Origin of the sequence: Rubrivirga sp. SAORIC476 (genome assembly GCF_002283555.1) — a bacterium.
GTDB lineage: Bacteria > Bacteroidota > Rhodothermia > Rhodothermales > Rubricoccaceae > Rubrivirga.
This window is the reverse complement of record NZ_MVOI01000003.1, coordinates 513566-533400: the sequence shown is the minus strand read 5'-3', so window position 1 is coordinate 533400 and position 19835 is coordinate 513566. Positions and strand designations below refer to the sequence as shown.

At 71.8% G+C, this 19835-nt stretch carries 14 protein-coding genes; all 14 read left to right on the top strand.

Translation table 11 applies throughout. From position 1 onward, the window contains the following. Positions 1-154 precede the first annotated feature (154 nt). The 14 genes from rlmD to B1759_RS04125 all read left to right on the top strand — a co-directional run bounded on the left by rlmD (position 155) and on the right by B1759_RS04125 (position 19785). Complete coding sequence (gene rlmD / locus B1759_RS04190; protein WP_095513776.1) at positions 155-1627, top strand: 23S rRNA (uracil(1939)-C(5))-methyltransferase RlmD; 1473 nt, start codon at positions 155-157, stop codon at positions 1625-1627. A 177-nt stretch (positions 1628-1804) separates the two neighbouring features. Beyond that, on the top strand, positions 1805-2494 hold the full coding sequence (locus B1759_RS04185; protein ID WP_143537256.1) for a YceI family protein: 690 nt from the start codon (positions 1805-1807) through the stop codon (positions 2492-2494). 85 nt (positions 2495-2579) lie between these two features. Next, on the top strand, positions 2580-3578 hold the full coding sequence (locus B1759_RS04180) for an NAD(P)-dependent oxidoreductase (RefSeq protein ID WP_095513775.1): 999 nt from the start codon (positions 2580-2582) through the stop codon (positions 3576-3578). A 110-nt stretch (positions 3579-3688) separates the two neighbouring features. Beyond that, positions 3689-4543 carry a hypothetical protein gene (locus tag B1759_RS04175; protein ID WP_095513774.1) on the top strand — a complete coding sequence of 285 codons (855 nt, stop codon included), beginning with the start codon at positions 3689-3691 and terminating at the stop codon, positions 4541-4543. 86 nt (positions 4544-4629) lie between these two features. After that, positions 4630-7962, top strand: coding sequence for a BamA/TamA family outer membrane protein (locus B1759_RS04170; protein ID WP_095513773.1), 3333 nt, complete (start codon positions 4630-4632; stop codon positions 7960-7962). A gap of 153 nt (positions 7963-8115) precedes the next feature. After that, positions 8116-9543 carry a trigger factor gene (gene tig, locus B1759_RS04165; protein WP_095513772.1) on the top strand — a complete coding sequence of 476 codons (1428 nt, stop codon included), beginning with the start codon at positions 8116-8118 and terminating at the stop codon, positions 9541-9543. 186 nt (positions 9544-9729) lie between these two features. Further along, complete coding sequence (gene clpP, locus B1759_RS04160; protein WP_095513771.1) at positions 9730-10470, top strand: ATP-dependent Clp endopeptidase proteolytic subunit ClpP; 741 nt, start codon at positions 9730-9732, stop codon at positions 10468-10470. 169 nt (positions 10471-10639) lie between these two features. After that, positions 10640-13138: a TonB-dependent receptor gene (locus B1759_RS04155; RefSeq protein WP_095513770.1), complete on the top strand. Its 2499-nt coding sequence runs from the start codon at positions 10640-10642 to the stop codon at positions 13136-13138. A gap of 25 nt (positions 13139-13163) precedes the next feature. Beyond that, on the top strand, positions 13164-14396 hold the full coding sequence (locus B1759_RS04150) for a hypothetical protein (protein WP_095513769.1): 1233 nt from the start codon (positions 13164-13166) through the stop codon (positions 14394-14396). Positions 14397-14410: 14 nt separating this feature from the next. Beyond that, the gene (locus tag B1759_RS04145) at positions 14411-15457 is read left to right on the top strand and encodes an imelysin family protein (RefSeq protein WP_095513768.1); all 1047 of its coding nucleotides are present in this window, start codon (positions 14411-14413) and stop codon (positions 15455-15457) included. 1 nt (position 15458) lies between these two features. After that, entirely contained in the window at positions 15459-16763 is a 1305-nt protein-coding gene (locus B1759_RS04140) for a di-heme oxidoredictase family protein (RefSeq protein WP_095513767.1), read from the top strand. A 75-nt stretch (positions 16764-16838) separates the two neighbouring features. Further along, positions 16839-17111 carry a hypothetical protein gene (locus B1759_RS04135; RefSeq protein WP_095513766.1) on the top strand — a complete coding sequence of 91 codons (273 nt, stop codon included), beginning with the start codon at positions 16839-16841 and terminating at the stop codon, positions 17109-17111. A gap of 135 nt (positions 17112-17246) precedes the next feature. Beyond that, on the top strand, positions 17247-18572 hold the full coding sequence (gene nhaA / locus B1759_RS04130) for a Na+/H+ antiporter NhaA (protein ID WP_095513765.1): 1326 nt from the start codon (positions 17247-17249) through the stop codon (positions 18570-18572). Positions 18573-18717: 145 nt separating this feature from the next. Continuing rightward, entirely contained in the window at positions 18718-19785 is a 1068-nt protein-coding gene (locus B1759_RS04125) for an STING domain-containing protein (RefSeq protein ID WP_158225118.1), read from the top strand. The last annotated feature ends 50 nt before the right edge of the window (positions 19786-19835 follow it).

Below are 19835 nucleotides of genomic sequence, written 5' to 3'. Positions count from 1 at the left end.
GGGGTGAGCCCACAGACGGTGTGGCAAACGCCGGTCCACACCGGAGGCGGTGCCGGACGCCGCGCCCGGCCGGTCGCCGTACCAGACTCCCGCGTTCCTCACCCGCCGCGCCCTCGCCGGGCAGGATCTTGCAGGTTGTTCCTCCTCCGCGCCCATGTCCACCGCTCCCCTCATCCCGTCCGATCTCAAGCGCGGCCGGGAGGTCGTGCTCACGCTGGAGGCCTTCGCCGACCGCGGCAAGAGCCTCGCCCGCGTGGCGGGGCCGGACGGCGGACGCGGCTACGTCGTGTTCGTGGCCGGGGCCGTCCCCGGCGACCGCGTCCGCGCCCGCGTCATCAAGCGGAAGAAGGGGTTCGCGGAGGCGCGCCTGCTGGAGGTGCTGGAGGGCAGCGACCTCCGCACCGAGCCGCGCTGCGAGTACTTCGACGCCTGCGGCGGGTGCAAGTGGCAGCATGTCCAGTACCCGGCCCAACTGGCGATGAAGGGCGAGGCCGCCGTCTCGGCGCTGACGCGCGCCGGGCTGGACCTGGGCGCCGCCGACGTGCGCCCGCCGATGGGAGCCGCCGATCACGACGGCTCGGGCGGGGTCTACTTCTACCGCAACAAGATGGAGTTCTCCTTCTCCGCCATGCGCTGGCTGACGGACTGGGAGATCGCCTCGGGCGAGGCGCACGACAAGGACTTCGCGCTCGGCCTGCACGTGCCCGGCCGGTTCGACAAGGTGCTTGATCTGAAGGCGTGCTACCTCCAGAGCGAGTGGAGCGCACGGCTCGTCAATGGCGTCCGCGCGTTCGCGAAGCGCCACCACTGGGCGCCGCTGCACCCGCGCGAGCACTCCGGCTACCTCAAGATCCTCGGCCTGCGGACGCCCGCGCACACGGACGACAAGATGGTCAACCTCGTCACGTCGCACTACGACGAGGAACGCATGGCCGCCTTCGCGGACTTCCTGAAGGCGGACTTCCCCGAGGTCACCACGCTCGTCAACACGATCAACTCGGGCGTCGCGCAGACGGCCTACGGCGAGGCGGTGCACACCATCTTCGGGCCGGGCCTCGTGCGCGACCGGATCGGGCCGCACACGTTCGAGATCGCGTCGAACGCCTTCTTCCAGACCAACACGGTCGCGGCCGAGGCGCTCTACGCGGTCGCGAAGGACTTCGCCAGCCTGCAGCCGACCGACGTGGTCTACGACCTCTACTGCGGCGCCGGGACGATCTCGCTGTTCGTGGCCGACGCGGTCGAGAAGGTGGTCGGGGTGGAACTGGTGGAGGAGGCGGTCGAGAACGCCCGCGCGAGCGCCGAGGCGAACGGGGTAGACAACTGCACCTTCGTCGCGGGCGACATGCTGGAGCTGTTCAAGCCCGAACTGATCGACGAGCACGGCCGCCCGGACGTGTTGATCGTGGACCCGCCGCGTGCCGGGATGCACCCGAAGGTGGTCGGACAGATCGCGCACCTGCGTCCGGAGCGGATCGTGTACGTGTCCTGCAACCCACAGACGCAGGCGCGCGACCTCGCCATGCTCCAGGAGGCCGCGGCCTACACCATCGAAGCGGTCCAGCCGGTCGACATGTTCCCGCACACGCACCACGTCGAGAGCGTGGTCGGCCTGCGGCTGGCGTAGCGGAGCGCGCGTGCGGCCCGGTCTCCCTCGGCGCCGAGGGGGCGGGGGGACGCGGCAGGTCCTGTTCCTGTGAGGGATACGGCGGGCCGGGAACTTTGCTTGTTGCAACAGATATGCGGACCGTCTCCGCACCCCGCTGGGCGCGGCCCGACTGCATTCACCTCACCCCCCTTGATCATGATCACTCGCACTCTGCTCGTCGGCGTCCTCGCGCTGGGCCTCGCCGCCTGCGCCTCCGAGACCGACGCTCCTGCCTCCGAGACGGGCGACGTCTCCGTCGCCGGTTCCTTCGAGGATGCCCCTGCCGTCCCGGCGGGCACCTACACCATCGACGCGTCGCACTCGCGCGCCGAGTTCCGCGTCAAGCACCTCGGCATCTCGACCGTCACCGGCCGCTTCGACGGCGTCAACGGCACGGTCACCGTCACCGACGGCCTCGGCTCGCTCGCGACGACCGCCACCATTGACGCCTCGACCATCTCGACGGGCAACGACCAGCGCGACGGCCACCTCCAGAGCCCCGACTTCTTCGACGTCGCCCAGTACCCCGAGATCACGTTCACGAGCACCGGCGTTCGCCCCGGCGAGGGCAGCGCATTCACGCTCCTCGGCGACCTGACCATGCACGGCGTCACGCGCCCGGTCGAGCTGGCCGCCGAGTACGTCGGCTCGTCGAGCATGATGGGCACCCCGAAGGTCGGCTTCACGGCGACCGGCGAGATCACCCGCCAGGACTTCGGTCTGACGTGGGCCGAGACCAACGAGGCCGGTGAGGCCCTCGTCGGCGACACGGTCACCCTGATGATCGAGGTCGAGGCCGACGGCGCCGCCGCCGAGGCCCCGGCCGACACGACGGTCGCCGAGTAACGGAGTCCGTCCGCCGGAAATCCGTTCGTCGGAAACAGGAGTCGGGGTGCACAGCGTCTGTGCCGCCCCGACTCCTGCTTCGTTTATGTCCGACTCTGCCGCCCCGCTCGCGTTCGTCACCGGCGGCACGGGCTTCGTCGGCAGCCACCTCGCCGAGGAACTGATCCGGCGCGGCTACCGGGTCCGCGCGCTCGTGCGGAGCGACCCGAAGTGGCTGGACGGCCTGGACGTAGAGACGGTCCCCGGCGGGCTCCACGACGCCGACGCCCTCCGACGCGGCATGGACGGGGCCGATCTCGTGGCGCACGTCGCCGGGATGACGCGCGCCCGCACGCAGGAGCCCCTGGACCACGCCAACGTGGAGGGGACGCGCGCCGTGCTGGAGGCGGTCCGCGACACCGGCATCCCGCGTGTGCTGGTGACGAGCAGCCTGGAGGCGATGGGACCCAACCGGCTCCGCCCCGACGGCACGCCCGTGCCCGCCACCGAGGCCGACGCCCCGCAGCCGATCTCGATGTACGGGATCAGCAAGGCCCGTATGGAGGACGTGGTCCGCCGCGACTTCGCCGACCTCGGCGTCACGGTGGTCCGCCCGCCCGCCGTGTACGGCCCGCGCGAGGCCGACCTGTACGAGATGGTGAAGGGCGCCGCCCGCGGCCTGTTTCCCATCGTCGGCGACGCGCACCAGCCGCGTGTGTCGATGGTCTACGTGGCCGATCTCGTGCGCGGCATGGCCGACCTCGCCGAGGCGCCCGAGGCGGCGGGAGAGACGTTCTTCGTCGGGACGCCGGGCTTTTCGTGGGCGGAGGTGCGTGCGGCCGTCGAGGCGGCGGTCGGGCGGAAGACGCTCACGCTGCCGATCCCGGGGCGCGTGATCGGCGCGGTCGGCGCGCTGGCCGAGTGGGGCGGCGGGCTCGTCGGGACGCTGCCGCCGCTGACGCGCGACAAGGCCGAGGCGGCGCGGCACGCCTGGGTGTGCTCGTCGGAGAAGGCGGCCGGGATGGTCGGGTACGCGCCCGAGGTGGGGCTGGCCGAGGGCTTCGCGGCGACGGTGGCGTGGTACCGGGCGGAGGGGTGGCTGTAGGGGGAACGCGCCGGTGCAGATAGTGCAAACGATTCAGGGCGCCCGCCGTGCCGGGTGATACTCTGCGTCCGCCGCTCGCGGCTGGCTCTCCCACACACTCTCCCTGGTCCATGGCTCGCTTCCTCTCGCTGTTTCTGCTCCTGGTCGTCCTCGCCACGGCTGCCGAGGCCCAGACGCCCGAGCCGCAGCGCATCCTCCTCGTCAATGGCGACGTGTACGTCGGCGTGGTGATCGACGGCGACAGCGACCCCATCGTGGTCCGCTCCAGCGACGGCATCGAGCGGCGCTTCGCACGCGACCAGGTGGCCGACATCCTGCCGCTCATCAACGGCCGCTTCTACCGTACCGACCCCGTCCGCACGCGCTTCTTCATCGCCCCGACCGCGCGGACGCTCGGCGGCGGCGAGTTCCGCGGCGACCTGACGTACTTCTACCCGTCCGTGACGGCAGGCCTGAGCGACCGCGTCGACCTGCTGGCGTCGGGCTTCGTGACCATCGGCGAGGGCGCCGTCGCGACGCCCCTGATCGGGCTGAAGGGCCAGCTCCTCTCCACCGAGACGGCCCAGATCGCGGGCGGCGTGAGCGCGCTGTTCGCCTTCGGCGACGACACCGACGGGGCCTTCGTCGGCGTGCCCTACGTGGTCGGCACCTTCGGCGACGAGACGCAGGCCGTCACGGTGGGCGTCGGCGGCTTCTTCGGCGGCGATCTGGGGGGCGCGGACATCGAACTGGCGAACCTCGTCGTGGCCGGGCTCGGCGCCGAGAAGCAGCTCAACAACGGCGTCAAGATCTTCGTCGAGACCCTCGCGGGCTTCGGCGAGGGCGACTCCGGCCTGCTCGTCCTGCCCGGCGTCCGCTTCTTCGGCGACCGCTTTGCCTTCGACGTGATCGGCTTCGTGGCGACCGACTTCGAGACCGTCGTCGGCTTTGCGCCCATCGGCGCGCGAGTCGGGTACACGTTCTGATCCGAGGCACGGCGGCGGCAGTGGGGGCGTTCTCGCTTGCCGCCGCCCGTGCTCGGGCCTACCCTGTCTCGTCCCCGACGTCGTCTATGCCCCGCGCCCTGCGCCTGCTCGCCCTGCTGACGCTCGCCGCCGTCGGCGTGGCGCCCGCCCACGCGCAGTACTTCGGCTTCGGCAAGAACCGGGTCCAGTACCGCGAGGCCGACTGGCAGACGGTCCGCACGAGCCACTTCGACGTCTACTTCTACGAGCGCGACGCGGCGCCGGGCGGGCGCGTCCTGGCCGAGTTCGCCGCCGAGGCGGCCGAGGAGGCCTACCGCGAGGTCTCGGCGTTGTTCGGCACCGACGTGGCCCGGCGCATCCCGATGCTGGTCTATCCGACGCACAGCGACTTCGCCGTCACCAACGCCGTCGACCTGCCGATCTACTCCGAGGGCATCGGCGGCGTCACGGAGCTGTTCAAGAACCGGATCGCGATCCCGTTCACGGGCGACTGGCGCGACTTTCGGCGCGTCGTCCACCACGAACTGGTCCACGCGGTCATCAACGACCTCTACTACGGCGGCACCGTCCAGAGCCTGATCCGCAGCGGCAACCGGCTCCGCATTCCCGGTTGGTTCAACGAAGGCCTCGCCGAGTACAGCGCCCAGGGCTGGGACACGCAGTCCGACATGTACGTCCGCGAGGCGATCCTGGAGGACCGCCTGCCCGACATCCCGCGCCTCGGCGGCTACTTCGCCTACCGCGGCGGGCAGGGCGTGTGGGACTTCGTCGCCGAGGAGTACGGCCGCGAGAAAGTCACCGAGGTGCTCGACCGCATCCGCCTCGGGCGCAGCGTCGACGGCGCCTTCCGACGCGCCACCGGCCTCGGCCTGGACGACCTCTCGGACCGCTGGAAGCGGACCCTGCGGACGGTCTACTACCCCGAGGTCGCCGCCCGCGAGGCCACCGACGCCGTCGCCCGGCCCCTCGCCACGCGCGAGGTCGGCGGAGCAGGCTACCACGCGAGCCCGGCGCTCTCGCCCCAGGGCGACCGCGTCGCCTACATCGCCACCGAGGACGGCCTGTTCGACGTCTACGTCGCGCCGACCGCCGGGCGGGGGGCGCCGCGGAAGGTCATCGACGGGCAGGACAACGTCCAGTTCGAGAGCCTCCGCATCCTCTCGCCCGGCCTCGCGTGGAGCCCCGACGGCCAGCGCCTCGCCGTCGCCCTGACCAGCCGCGGCCAGGATGGCATCGCCCTCGTCACCGTCCGTACCGGCGAGGTCGAGACCGTCCGCCCGGCGGGCGTCGACGCGGTCGTGTCGGTGGCCTGGAGCCCCGACGGCACGCGCCTCGCCTTCGAGGGCACCGCCGGGGCGCACTCCGACCTCTACACCGTCGACCTGGCGACGGGCAACGTCGCCAACCTGACGCGCGACCTGTTCTCGGACCACGCGCCCGCCTGGAGCCCCGACGGCCGCTCGCTCGTGTTCCACTCCGACCGCGGCGGCGCGCTCGTGCCCGGCCTCGCCACCGCCCCCGCCGCCTTCCGTGGCTCCTTCGACGCCCGGACGCTCGGTCGCTCGTCGTTCGACCTCTACCGCCTGGATCTGGACGCGCCCGGCCGCCTGACGCGCCTCACCGACGATCCGGTCTGGGACGAGACCGACGCCGCCTTCGCGACCGGTTCCGACAGCACCGCCCGGTTGCTGTTCGTCAGTGACCGCAACGGCATCCCCAACCTGTACGCGAAAGACCTCGCGACCGGCGCCGAACGCCCACTGACCGACCTCCAGACGGGCGTCCTCGACGTGTCGCTTTCGGCCGACGGCAGCCGCGCCGTCTTCCTCGCTCTCGACGAGGGCACGCCGAGCGTCTTCTTCCTCCGCGATCCCTTTGGCCGCGACGACCTGCCGGAGACGCTCACGCCGACCATCTGGGCGCAGCGGCGGACCGGGGCGAGGGGAGCCGCTCCGGCGCTCCAACTCGCCTCGCAGACCACGCGCGAGCGCAACCCCCTCCTCCGCGACGCTGCCGACGGCCGCCCGCCGATGCCGCCGCCGCGCCGCGCGGGCCCGCCCACGCCCGAAGAGCTGGCCTTCGCCGACTCCGTGCTGGCCCTCCTCGGTCCACCGCCGGACCTGCTCGCCTCCGCCGACACGCTCGTCCTCGACCCCGCCGATCCGTCCCGCGGCCCGCGTGTCGACGTGCGCGAGTACACCTTCTCCGACGCCTTCGACGACGGCCAGCGGTCGCGCACCGGCGCCCCCGAGGACCCGTTCCGCCCGGCCTTCAACCGCGACTCGACCGGCGCGCTGCTCGCCCGCGACTACAAGCTCCGCTTCACGCTCGACCTCGTCTACGCGGCCGGCGGCTACGACACCATCTACGGCGTTCAGAGCGTGACCCAGTTGCTGTTCTCGGACATGCTGGGCAACCACCGGATCGGGCTGTCCACCAACCTCGTCCTCGACCTCCGCAACGCCGACTACGTGCTGTCCTACCAGGACCGCTCCCGGCGGACGCAGTTCGGCGTGCAGGGCTTCCACCTCGCGCGCCAACTCCGCGACCCGGCTAACGCGACCATCTACCGGTACCGCAACTACGGCCTCGTCGGGACGGCGCGCTACCCGCTCGACAAGTTCCGCCGCGTCGATGCCGAGGTGGGCCTGCTGGGCGTCTCGCTGACCGACCTCTCCAACCTCGGCGAGCGCGCCCGGAGCCGCCTCTTCGCCGTCCCCCGCGTGACCTACACCGTCGACCAGACGGTGCCGGGCTTCCTCGGGCCGCGCTCGGGCGCCCGCTGGGCCGCCAGCCTGTCGGGGTCGCCCGGGCCGGACGCCGCCTTCGCCACCGTCCTCGCGGATGGGCGACGCTACTGGTCGGTCGGGCCGGGCTACGCGGTCGCGCTCCGCGGCTCGGCGGGCCTCAGCCTCGGGCCCAACCCGCAGCGGTTCTACGCCGCGGGCGTCCAGAACTGGGTCCAGACCGAGTTCGACAGCCTTCCGGTGGAGGGGCCGGACGACTTCGTGTTCGCGACGCCTGTGCTGCCGGTTCGCGGGTTCGGGTTCAACGAGGCCGCGGGCGACCGCTTCGCGCTCGTCAACGCCGAGGCGCGGGTGCCGCTCATCGCGGCGCTCCTGCCCGGCCCGATCCCGCTCGCGCCGCTCTACAACATCCAGACGGTCGCCTTCGTGGACGCGGGCGTGATCGCCAACGGCGGCCTCGACGTCTGGAAGACGGACCTCGTGGACGCCGACGGCGACCCGGGGACGCCCGACGTGGAGGTGCGCTCCTTCGACGATGTGCTCCTCGGCGCCGGCGTCGGCCTGCGGACGCTGGTGCTCGGCTACCCGGTCCGCGTGGACTGGGGCTGGCCGTTCGAGGGCACCGAGTTCGGCGAGCGGCGGCTGTACTTCTCGGTCGGGCTCGACTTCTGATCGGCAGGAGGTCCGCGAGTCCCTCGTACCCGCTAGCCTCACGCCTTCCTCACCCCCTCGGGGGAGCGAATCGGGTACGTTCTCGTATCCCCCCGTGCGCGGTGCCCGTCCGAGGCGCCGCGCACGTTGCATTTCCAGACCCCAAGCGAACCGATGCAGACCGACGTCCGAGCCGTCAACGACGTGGACTACGTCCTCGACGTGACCGTCCCCGCCGAAGACCTCCAGCCCCAGATCGACGCCGCGCTCAAGCGCGAGCGCGCCCAGATGAACCTGAAGGGCTTCCGCCCGGGCAAGGTGCCGCTCAACGTGGTCCGCAAGATGGTCGGCCCGCAGGTCTCGATCGAGGTCGCCGAGCGGGCCATCGGCGAGGCGTACCGCACGGCCGTCGCCGAGAACGAGGAGTACGAGCCGATCGGCCAGCCGCGCCTCGTGGAGCTGGACTTCGACCTCGACAAGCCCGAGGAGCCGCTCAAGGCCGTCGTCCAGTTCGGGGTCCGCCCCGAGTTCGACCTCGCCGACCTGTCCAACGTGCCCGTGACGCGCGTCGTCCGCGTGTTCACCGACGAGGACATCGAGGCGGACGTGCAGCGCCGCCGCGACCTCGCCGCCGAGGAGGAGGACACGCCGGAGGGCACCGCGATCACGTCCGAGCACGTCGCGATGATCGACATCCAGCCGGTCGACGCGGACGGCAACCCGTCGGGCGTCAAGCAGAACGCCGCGCGCATCGTGATGGCCAACCCGGACCTCCGGCCCGAGATGGTCGAGGCCCTCACCGGCCTCACCGTCGGCGACGAAGCGCCGGTCGCGCTGCCCCACCTCCACGCCCACGACGAGGAGACGGACCACGACGACCACGTCGACCGCTACCTGCTGACCGTCGTCGACGTGCTGGAGCGCGTCCTCCCGGAGGTCGACGAGGACTTCATCAAGGCGCAGACGCGTGGCGAGGCCGAGGATCTCGACGGCCTCAACGCCCACATCCGCCAGGAGCTTGAGACGTCGTGGGCCAACCGCGCCAACCAGGCGCTGGAGCAGAAGATGGTCGAGCAGTTCGTGCTCGCCCACCGCGACGTAGTGGCCGTCCCCGAGACGCTCACGGAGGCCTCGCTGGACGCGCTCTTCGAGGACGTCCGCAAGCAGTTCCAGGGCGAGATCCCGCCGACGTTCGACTACGACGCCTGGCGCGACGAGAACCGCCAGCAGGCCGAGGACCAGGTCCGCTGGCTCCTCGTCAAGGACCGCCTCATCGAGGACGAGGGCCTGGAGCTGACCAACGAGGACTTCGAGGCCGAGTTCGAGAAGCTGGCCGGGGAGGGTGCCGACATGGCCCTCATCAAGCAGTACTTCGAGTCGCAGCCCCAGATGATGGAGCAGATGGGCGACCAGCTGATGAACCAGCGCCTCTTCGGGGCGATGGAGAGCCGCTTCGAGGTCGTCGAGAAGTCGGCCGACGAGATCCGCGAGGAGGCGGAGGCCCGCCGTGCCGCGCTCGCCGAGGCCCAGGCCAACGCGCCCGTCGAGCTGACGCCGACCTTCGAGACCGAGGACGAAGACGCGGCCGACGAGGAGGCGTAGGGGGCGGCGCGCATCCGCGCGGACGGCGTCCGCCCGGAGGTCCTGCCCATCCCACCTCGGTCCCGAGGCCGACCGAGCGGCGCCCTCTCCCAGCGATGGGGGAGGGCGCCGTCGCGTTCGGCCGGAACCGCGCCCGCGCGGCCGGGTGCCAGCGACCGATCCCCTTTCGCACCGCGAGACCCCAGCATGAGCCAGATCAAAGACTTCGTCACCTTCTCCCGGAGCCTCACCTCGCTCCCGGATGACATCTACTCCGGGCCGCAGCAGAACGCGCCCATCAACGCCCTCGTCCCGATGGTCGTCGAGCAGACGACGCGCGGCGAGCGCTCCTACGACATCTTCAGCCGCCTGCTGAAGGACCGCATCATCCTGTTCGGGACGCCGGTCAACGACACGACCGCCAACCTCGCCGTGGCCCAACTCCTGTTCCTCGCCGCCGAGGACCCGGAGAAGGACATCAACATCTACGTCAACTCGCCCGGCGGCCAGGTCTACTCCGGCATGGCGGTCTACGACACCATGCAGTTCGTCAAGCCCGACGTGGCGACGATCTGCGTCGGGCTGGCGGCCTCGATGGGATCGGTGTTTCTGCTCGGCGGGGCCGCTGGCAAGCGCGCCGCGCTTCCCAACAGCCGCATCATGATCCACCAGCCGTCGTCCGGCGCGCAGGGGCAGGCCTCCGACATCCAGATCCAGGCCGAGGAGATCCTCTACATCAAGAAGCGGATGAACGAGGTCATCTCGCACCACACCGGCCAGCCGGTCGACAAGGTGGAGCGCGACACCGACCGGGACAACTTCATGAGCCCGCAGCAGGCCAAGGAGTACGGCATCATCGACGCCGTCCTCGGGGCGGGTACCGGCGAGCCGGCGGAGAACATCGAGACGATGGAGGAGGCCAGCGGGGAGACGCCCGACGCCTCCTAGCGCACCCGCGCTCCGACCCAGGCGGGCTCGTCCTTCGGGATGGGCCCGCTTTTTTGGTCCGCTGGCGCCCAGGGCCACGCCGAGAGTGAAGACACGCGGGAGGCTGCGGCTTGTCTGGACCGGATCCAGATAGCCGACTAGTTTGGACTCAGTCCAGACAGCCTCTCTCATGCGTCTCTCCCTCTGCCTCCTCCTCTCGCTGCTGGCCCTCGGCGCCAGCGCGCAGACGGCCACCCTCGCCGGCCGCGTCGTCGGTACCGACGGGGGCGCCCTCCCTGGTGCCAGCGTCGTCCTCGACGGCACCACGCGTGGTGCCGCGGCCGACCGGGACGGTCGCTTCGAGATCGTCGGCCTCGGTGACGGAACCGTCGAGGTCGTCGCGACGCTGATCGGCTACACCACCGCCCGCGAGCGCGTGACGCTGACTCGCGGCGAGCGGACTGAGGTGACCCTGGTGCTGGCCGAGGCGACGCTGGACGCGGGCGAAGTCGTGGTCACGGCGCGCGAGACGCTGACCGGGCGCGGCACGCTCGACCTGCCCGGCTCCGGCCACTACATCGGGCCCCGCGCGATCGAGCAGATCGGCGGTAGCGACGTGCACCGTGTGCTGCGCGAGGTGCCCGGCGTCACGATCCAGGAGGAGGATGGCTACGGCCTTCGGCCCAACATCGGCCTGCGCGGCAGCGGCGCCGAGCGCTCCAGCACGATCACGCTGATGGAGGACGGCGTGCTGATCGCGCCCGCCCCCTACGCCGCCCCGGCCGCCTACTACTTCCCCTCGGTCGGCCGCATGGACGGCGTCGAGGTGCGGACCGGCGCGGGCCAGATCAAGTACGGCCCGCAGACCACCGGCGGCGCCATCAACCTGCTCGCGGCGCGCATCCCCGACGGCACCGCCGCGCAGGGCGACGTGGTGCTGGGGCCGAACGACCAGCGGACGCTCCATGCGCGCGTCGGCTCGTCGACGCCCTCGGCGAACTGGCTCGGCGGCCTGGGCGTCGGCGTGGTGGCGGAGGTCCGCTCGGACAACGTCGACGGGTTCAAGACCGTCACCGGGCCGGGGGGGACCGCCCTCGTCCGGCCGGGGGGGGAGGCGTTCGAGACGGGCTTCGACAAGGTGGACCTGTTCGGGCGCGTGCGCCTCGCGACGGCCCCCGATGCGTCGGTCTTCCAGAGCCTGACGCTCACCGCGAGCCGCACCGACGAGGTCTCGGACGAGACCTACCTCGGCCTCACCGAGGCGGACTTCGCGGCGACCCCGTACACCCGCTACGCGGCCAGCCAGCGGGACGAGATGAACGCCGAGCACGCGGCGCTGCGCGCCCGCCACGTGGCCGTCTTCTCGGACCGCCTCGACCTCACGACGACGGTCTACCGCAACGACTTCGCGCGCAACTGGTACAAGCTCGACCGCGTGACCGCCGCTGGAAGCGCGGTCCGCATCGCGTCGCTCCTGGACGACCCGGACGCCTACGCCGACGAACTGGCGGTCGTCCGCGGCGAGGCGACGGGCACGCTCGCCGTGAAGGCCAACAACCGGACGTACCTCAGCGAGGGCGTCCAGACCGTCGCCGGGGTCCGCCTGGGCCGCGAGGGCGCCGGGGCGCTCGTCGAGGCGGGCCTGCGCCTCCACGCCGACCACATCGACTTCTTCCAGTGGGTGGACGGCTACAGCATCGACGGGGGGCAGATGGCGCTCGTCTCTGAGGGGCAGCCGGGGACCGACGCCAACCGGGTCGACCGTGCCCGCGCCGTGGCCGGCTTCGTGCAGGCGGACGCCCAGTGGGGCCCGCTCACCCTGACGCCCGGCCTGCGCCTGGAGTCGGTGCGCCTCCGCCGTGAGGACTTCGGCACGGCCGACGTCACGCGAACCGGCGCCGACCTCACGGAGCGGGAGAACAACGTGACGGCCCTCATCCCCGGCCTCGGGGCCATCGTGGAGGTGGCCGACGGCTGGCGCGTGTTCGGAGGCCTCCACCGCGGCTTCGCGCCCCCGGACAGCCGTTCGGAGACCGAGCCCGAGTCGAGCGTCAACGGCGAGATCGGCGTGCGCTACGGCGGCCCGGCCATCGAGGTCCAGGTGGCGGCCTACCGGACCGCCTACCGGAACCTGCTCGGCAGCGACCTCGCCGCGTCCGGCGGCGGCGGAACGTCCGACCAGTTCAACGGGGGGCGCGTGGACGTGTCGGGCCTCGAAGTCGGCGCCTCCGCAGATCTGGCCCGTGTCGTGCGCCGCAGCGCATGGTCGGTGCCCGTGCGCGTCGCCTACACCTACACCGACGCGCGCTTCCAGAGCGCCTTCGAGAGCGACTTCGGCCCGTGGGGCACGGTCGCCGTCGGCGACGAACTGCCGTACCAGGCGAGCCACCGCCTCTACGTCCGGGCGGGCGTCGAGCGCGACGGGTGGGCGCTGGCATTGCTGGCCAACGCCGTCTCGGACATGCGGGCCGTCGCCGGGCAGGGGACCATCCCGGACACCGAGCGGATCGGAGCGCACGCCATCCTGGACCTCGTCGCCGAGGCCCCACTCCCCGGCGGGCTGTCGCTGACGGGCCGCGTCGTCAACCTGACCGACGAGGCCTACCTGGTGGCGCGTCGGCCGGCGGGCCTTCGTCCGGGCCTCCCGCGGACGGTCACGGTCGGTCTCCGCGCTCGCCTGGGCCGGTAGCCTGCCTCTCTCCTCGACCCCGACCATGCGATCCGCCTTCCTGCTCGCCCTTCTGGCGAGTGCCGCCCACGCCCAGGGCCTCCCGGCCGACACCGCGTCGGTCGCTTCCGAGTCCTCCGCACGCTTCGAGGTGCGCGGCTACGGCGTCGTCAACTACGCGGCGTACGACTGGGACACCGACCCGGCGCGGCGGACGGCGATGGACGTGGAGCGACTGGTGCTCTACCCGTCGGTCCGCCTGGCCGACCGCGTGACGCTGCGGGCCGAGTTCGAGATCGAGCACGCGGGCACCGGCTCGACGCTGGAGTTCGACGTGCAGGAGGAGTTCGGCGAGTTCGAGCAGGAGATCGAAGCGGGCGGCGAGGTCGTGCTGGAGCAGTTGAACGTCGACTTCGCGGTCCGCCCGTCGTTCGGCGTCCGCGTCGGCAAGGTGAAGGTGCCGATGGGCCTGGCGGCCGTCAACGACGAGCCGAACGAGTACTACACCACGACGCGGGCCGAGGCCGAGGCCACGATGATCCCGAGCAACTGGTACGAGGTGGGCGTCCAGGCGTACGGCCGGGCCGGCGCGTTCGCCTACGTGCTGTCCGTCGTCAACGGGCTCGATTCGAGCGGCTTCAGCTCGGCCAACTGGGTCCAGCGGGGCGGGCAGAGCCGGTTCGAGACCGTGACCGCCGAGAACCTCGCCGTCCACGCCCGCCTCGACGTGGCGCTGGCCGACGAGACGAGCGTCGGCGTGAGCGGCTACGTCGGCGACAGCGCCGACAACCGGCCGCGGCCCGACCTGGAGGGCTCGGCGGTGGTCGGCATCGTGGACGTACACGGGCAGGTCGAGCGCGGTCCGCTGACGGTCCGCGGGGCGGCCCTCGTCGGCTGGCTCGGCAACGCCGACGCCGTGTCGCGCGCCAACCGCAATCTGCCCAACGCCCTCGGCGTGCGCCGGACGCCCGTCGGCAGCCAGGCCTACGGGGCCGGCATCGAGGCTGGCGTCGACCTGGTCCGGCTGGTGCCGTCGCTCGGCGGCGTGGGCGACCGCCTCGACGTGTTCGGGCGGATCGACACCTACGACACGATGGCGTCCGTCACGGGCGACGTGTTCGACAACCCGCGCTGGCAGCGCACCACGTACACCGCCGGCCTCAACTGGCGCCCGGTCGGCCCCGTCGTCTTGAAGGCGCACTGGAGCCACCGGCTGCTGGGGACGACGGAGGACCGTGTCGAGAACACGGCCTCGCTCGGCCTCGGCTTCGAGTTTTAACCCATCCCACCCCCATGACCCTGTCCCGCACCCTCCTCGTCGCCGCCCTCGGCCTCTCCCTCGCCGCCTGCGACTCGTCGACCGGTCCCGAGAGCGAGTCCGACGCCGCGCCGGTTCTCTCCAACGTCGCCACCGACGTGATCACGGCCACCTACGCCGACCTGGCCGCCGAGGCGGCCGACCTCGTGACGGCCGTCGGTGCGTTCGCGGACGATCGCAGCGCGGGGCGGCTCGAGGCGGCCCGCCAGCAGTGGCGCGACACGCGGGCCCCGTGGGAGCTCTCGGAGGGCTTCCTCTTCGGACCCGTCGACACGGAGGGCCTGGACCCGTCGCTCGACAGCTGGCCCGTCAACCGGACCGACCTCGACGCCGTGCTGGCCTCGTCGTCGGACCTGACCCCCGCGACGGTCGCCGGGCTGGAGGCGACGCTCCGCGGCTTCCACACCATCGAGTACCTGCTCTACGGAGAGGACGGGACCAAGCAGGCGGCCGACTTCACCGACCGTGAGGTCCAGTACCTCGTCTCGGCAACGGCCGTGCTGCGGGACGATGCCGGGACGCTGGCGACCCTGTGGAACCCGACCGGCGGCGGCTACGCGCTCCAGATCGCGAACGCGGGCACGTCGGGCAGCATCTACGTCAGCCAGAACGCGGCGGTGCAGGAGTTGGTCGGTGGCCTGGTGACCATCACCGACGAGGTGGGCGCGGGCAAGCTGGGCGGTCCGTTCGGCGACCGCTCGACGGCCGAGGAGGAGTCCCGCTTCAGCGGCAACTCGCTGGCCGACTTCGCCGACAACATCCGGAGCGTCCGCAACGTGTACCTCGGCGATTACGCCGGGGCGACGGGCCCGGGCCTGACGGATCTGGTCGCGGAGGTGGACGCCGACCTGGATGCGCGCGTGCTCGCCGAGATCGACGCCGCCATCGCGGCCATCGAGGCGATCCCGGGCCCGTTCTCGGACGCCATCTTCAACGCGCGGCCGACGGTCCAGGCGGCCATCGACGCCGTCCTCGACCTGCGTGCGACGCTGGAGGGGCCCGTCACGGCCGCGCTCCGCTAGCATGCTGCGTCCCGTCCTCCTGCTCGCTGTCGTCGTCGCGCTCTCCGCGTGCGACGCCTCCGACCCGGAGGACGCGGACGCCGATGCGGCCCGTGCGGGCGGGGCGACGACGGTCTTCGACGCGTCGGGCAATGCCTTCTCGACACCCGCCCCGAACCTGACAGCCGATGCGCTCGCGCTCCACCTGGAGGGAGACGTCGAGTTCGAGGCGACGTTCGTGACGGCGCCCGCCCCGGTCAACGCCGGGCTGGGGCCGGTCTTCAACCAGACGTCTTGCATCGCCTGCCACGCGCGCGACGGGCGGAGCCGCGAGTCGCTGCTGCTTCGCCTGAGCGCAGGAGGACGGGGGCCGCACGGCGGACCCGCCCCGGTCCCCGGCCTGGGCCTCCAACTCCAGGACCGCGCCGTCGTCGGGGCGACGCCCGAGGGGCGCATCGTGGTCACCTGGGACGAGCGCGCTGAGACGCTGGCCGACGGCGAGGTCGTCTTGCTCCGCGCGCCGACGTACCGAATCGAGGGCGACGCAGGCGTGCTGGCGGGCGTCGCCGAGATCTCGCCTCGCTTCTCGCGTCCGGTCTTCGGCCTCGGCCTGCTCGAAGCCGTTCCTGAGGCCGACGTGCTGGCGCTGGTCCAGGCGCAGGCGGCGGCGGGCGAGGTGTCCGGCCGGGCCAACTACGTCTGGGACCCCGTCACCGAGTCGGTCCGCCTCGGGCGCTTCGGGTGGAAGGCCAACCAGCCGAGCCTGCGGGCGCAGACGGTGACCGCGTACGCCGAGGACATGGGCGTCGCGTCGTCGGTCTTTCCCAACGCCGACGGCTCGGTCGAGGTGGACGAGGCGACCGTCGAGGCGGTCACGTTCTACACGCAGACGCTGGGCGTCCCGGCGCGGCGCGGCCTCGGCGACCCCCAGGTGCGCGAGGGCGAGCGTTTGTTCGCCTCTGTCGGGTGCGCCTCGTGCCACGTCCCGCGCCTGACGACCGGCACGCTGCCGGGCGTCCCCGCGGTGGGCGGGCAGACGATCCGTCCGTACACCGACCTGCTGCTGCACGACATGGGCCCGGGACTGGCCGATGGCCGACCGGACTTCCGGGCGAGTGGCTCGGAGTGGCGTACGCCGCCGTTGTGGGGGCTGGGCCTGACGAGCGTCGTCAACGGGCGGGAGGAGTTGCTGCACGACGGCCGGGCGCGGGGTGTCGTGGAGGCCATCCTGTGGCATGGCGGTGAGGCGGAGGTCGCGCGCGAGCGGTTCCGCCAGTTGAACCGAGCCGAGCGCGAGGCGCTGGTCGCCTTCCTGCGTTCGCTCTGACCTCGGTCGGGGAGTGTCGGCGAAGGTCGGGCCGTGGGCGCAACCCGGCACGGGAGCGACCGTTGCACCCTGCCGATGACGCTCCGCTGGTCCCTGCTCGCCCTGGTGCTCCTCGTCCTTTGCGGCGGAGTCGAGCTGGTGTGGGCGGCGATGCCGGCAGAGGTGGCGACGGAGTGCCCGGTCGCTCCCGAGGCCCCGGCCGACGCCGAGCCGGAGACCGGGGGAGAGGAGGCCATCGTCTGGCCCTGCGTGGCCACTGGCCGGGACGACCGCATCGAGATGCAGGGGGAGCGCACGACCGCCGTGTCGGCGGAGCGGACGGTCGGGACGCCACCGCCGCGTGCGTAGTGGCCCCGCGCGTGGCGCGGGGTGCCTGATTCCTGGGTCGCCCCGAGGTGGGGCGGCTACCCTCTTTCGCCGACCTTGCCGGCGCCCCCTCCGCCCCGTGTCTCCGACGCGCGGGCGCGTCCTTCCGACTCTCTCATGCAGACCCTTCTTCGACCGTTCCAGTCCTTCTTCAAGACCGAGGCCGCAGGCGGCATCCTCTTGCTCGCCGCTGCCGCCGTCGCCCTCGTCTGGGCCAACAGCCCGCTGGTGGGCGCCTACAACGACCTGTGGGGCACGTACGTGACCGTGGGCGCGGGGAGCTTCGAAATCTCGAAGCCCCTCCTTCTGTGGGTCAACGACGGGCTGATGGCCATCTTCTTCTTCGTCGTCGGCCTGGAGATCAAGCGCGAGGTGCTGGCCGGGGAACTGGCCGAGCCGCGCAAGGCGGCGCTCGCCATCGCGGCGGCACTCGGCGGCATGGTGGTGCCGGCGCTGCTCTACACGGTGGTCAACCTGGGCTCTGACAAGGTCACGGGCTGGGGCATCCCGATGGCGACCGACATCGCGTTCGCGCTGGGCGTGCTGGCGCTGCTGGGCAGCCGCGCGCCGCTGGCGCTGAAGGTGTTCCTGACGGCCGTCGCCATCGTGGACGACCTCGGCGCGGTCGTCGTGATCGCGCTGTTCTACACCGCCGAGCTGAACCTGGCGGCGCTGGTGGGCTCGCTGGTGCTGGTGGGCGTGCTGGTGGTCGTCAACCGGCTGGGCATCCAGCGCCCGGCGGTGTACGGGCTGATCGGCCTCGCGGTCTGGGTGCTGATGCTGAAGTCGGGCGTCCACGCGACCATCGCGGGCGTGCTGGTGGCGCTCACGATCCCGGCGACGCGCAAGATCGACGAGGTCGAGTTCGCCGAGCGGGCGGACGGCCTGCTGGCGCAGTTCGCGGCCGGGCTCACCGTCGGGGGCTCCACGCCGACGCCGGACCAGATGCACGCCGTCCACAGCCTGGAGAAGGCGTGCGAGCAGATCGAGACGCCACTGCAGCGGCTGGAGCACGGGCTCCACGGACTGGTGGCCTTTTTCATCATGCCCGTGTTCGCGCTCGCCAACGCGGGGGTCGCGCTCGGCGCGGGCGCGGCGGCGCTCGTCACCGACACCGTCGCCCTCGGCGTGATGCTGGGCCTGGTCGTCGGCAAGCCGCTGGGCGTGATGGCGCTGGCGTACCTGGCCGTCAAGACCGGGCTGGCGGCGCTGCCGTCGGGCGTGACGTGGCGGCACGTGATGGGCGTCAGCTTCCTGACCGGCATCGGGTTCACGATGTCCATCTTCATCGCCAACCTAGCGTTCGGCGCCGGGCCGCTGCTGGACAGCGCGAAGGTGGGCATCCTGGCCGCGTCGGTGGTATCGGGCGTGCTGGGCGCCGTCGTGCTGATCGGCGTGGCGAAGTCGGCCAATGTGAACGCCGAGGGAGTGTCGGCGGCCTGACCGGTCGATGCAGACGGTCTCGCCGGGCGCCGGTCTTCTTCGGAGGATCGGCGCTCGGTCTTGTATGTGGACCTTTTGCGTCTCGGTGTGCCGATGTGTAGACCCTTCGGTCTAGCTTGGAATCGACGCACACGCGATGCACGCCATGGCTGCCGACTGGTCCGCCGACCGCCGCCTCGACATTCTCGTCCTCGGCCCTATGGGGGAGGACGAGCGCGGGCCGACCTCCACGCTCCCGATCCGCGACGCGCTGGTCGCGCTGCTGGCCGAGGACGAGGCCCGAGCCCTGCTCGACGAGCGCGCCATCGTCAGCACGAACGTCAGGGTGCCCGAGGGCCAGAGCCAGGCCGAGATCGTCGAGAACGTGCTCAGCCTGCTCGACACGGCCGATCTGGTGGTGTTCAACCTGACGCCGAAGGAGAGCAACCCGGACCGCGCCAACGTCTTCTACGAGCTGGGGCTGGTCCACGCGCTGGGGATCCCGTCGATGGCGGTCGTGCTGGACGGCGCGGCGGTGCCGTTCTACGCCTGGACGATGAGCCAGAGCCGCGTGCCCGACTTCGATGTCGCGACGCTGGCCGACGCCCTCCGGGCTCCGCTCCGGGACTTTCTCCGGCGCGAGGTCTCGTTCGTCAACGACCGGGTGTCGCAGTTCTACCGCAACGTGCCCATCGTCAACATCTCGGCGGCGGTGGGGCTGGCGGCGGGCTACTACTTCAACTTCCTCGCGCGGCTCATCACCGAGGGCGGCTTTCTTGGGCACTACCCGAATGCGTACCGCCACGTCGTGTACGTCCGCCCGTCGTCACTGGAGACAACCTACCAGGCCGATCAGGAGCGGCTGCGCCGAGCGCTCGGGGAGGAGGGGCTGACGCTGGAAAAGGGGAGTCTCGACGCCGTTCCGAGCGACAACAAGGGACCGCTCTGGTACGACCACGTGGGGGACATCGTGGTGGACATCCCGCGCGCCATCTACCCGCTCCGGCGGTCGCCCCGGCTGCTGTCGTTTCTGGCGCGACGGCCGAGCAGCGCCGCTCAGACGGAGGCGTACGAGCAGCGGCTCCAGCAGATCGGCGAGAGCCTGCTCTCGGACGTGGAGAACGCGCTCCGGTATCAGGTGCGGGAGGACGGCCCCCGCGTGCGCAGTGAGATCCTGCACTACACCACCATCGCGGAGGCGCCTGCGCTCGTGCAGGAGCTTCTGGCCGGGTAGCCCGCCTCGGGGCGTTCGCGGGCGGGGATCCCCGGCGCGAATCCTGGGGG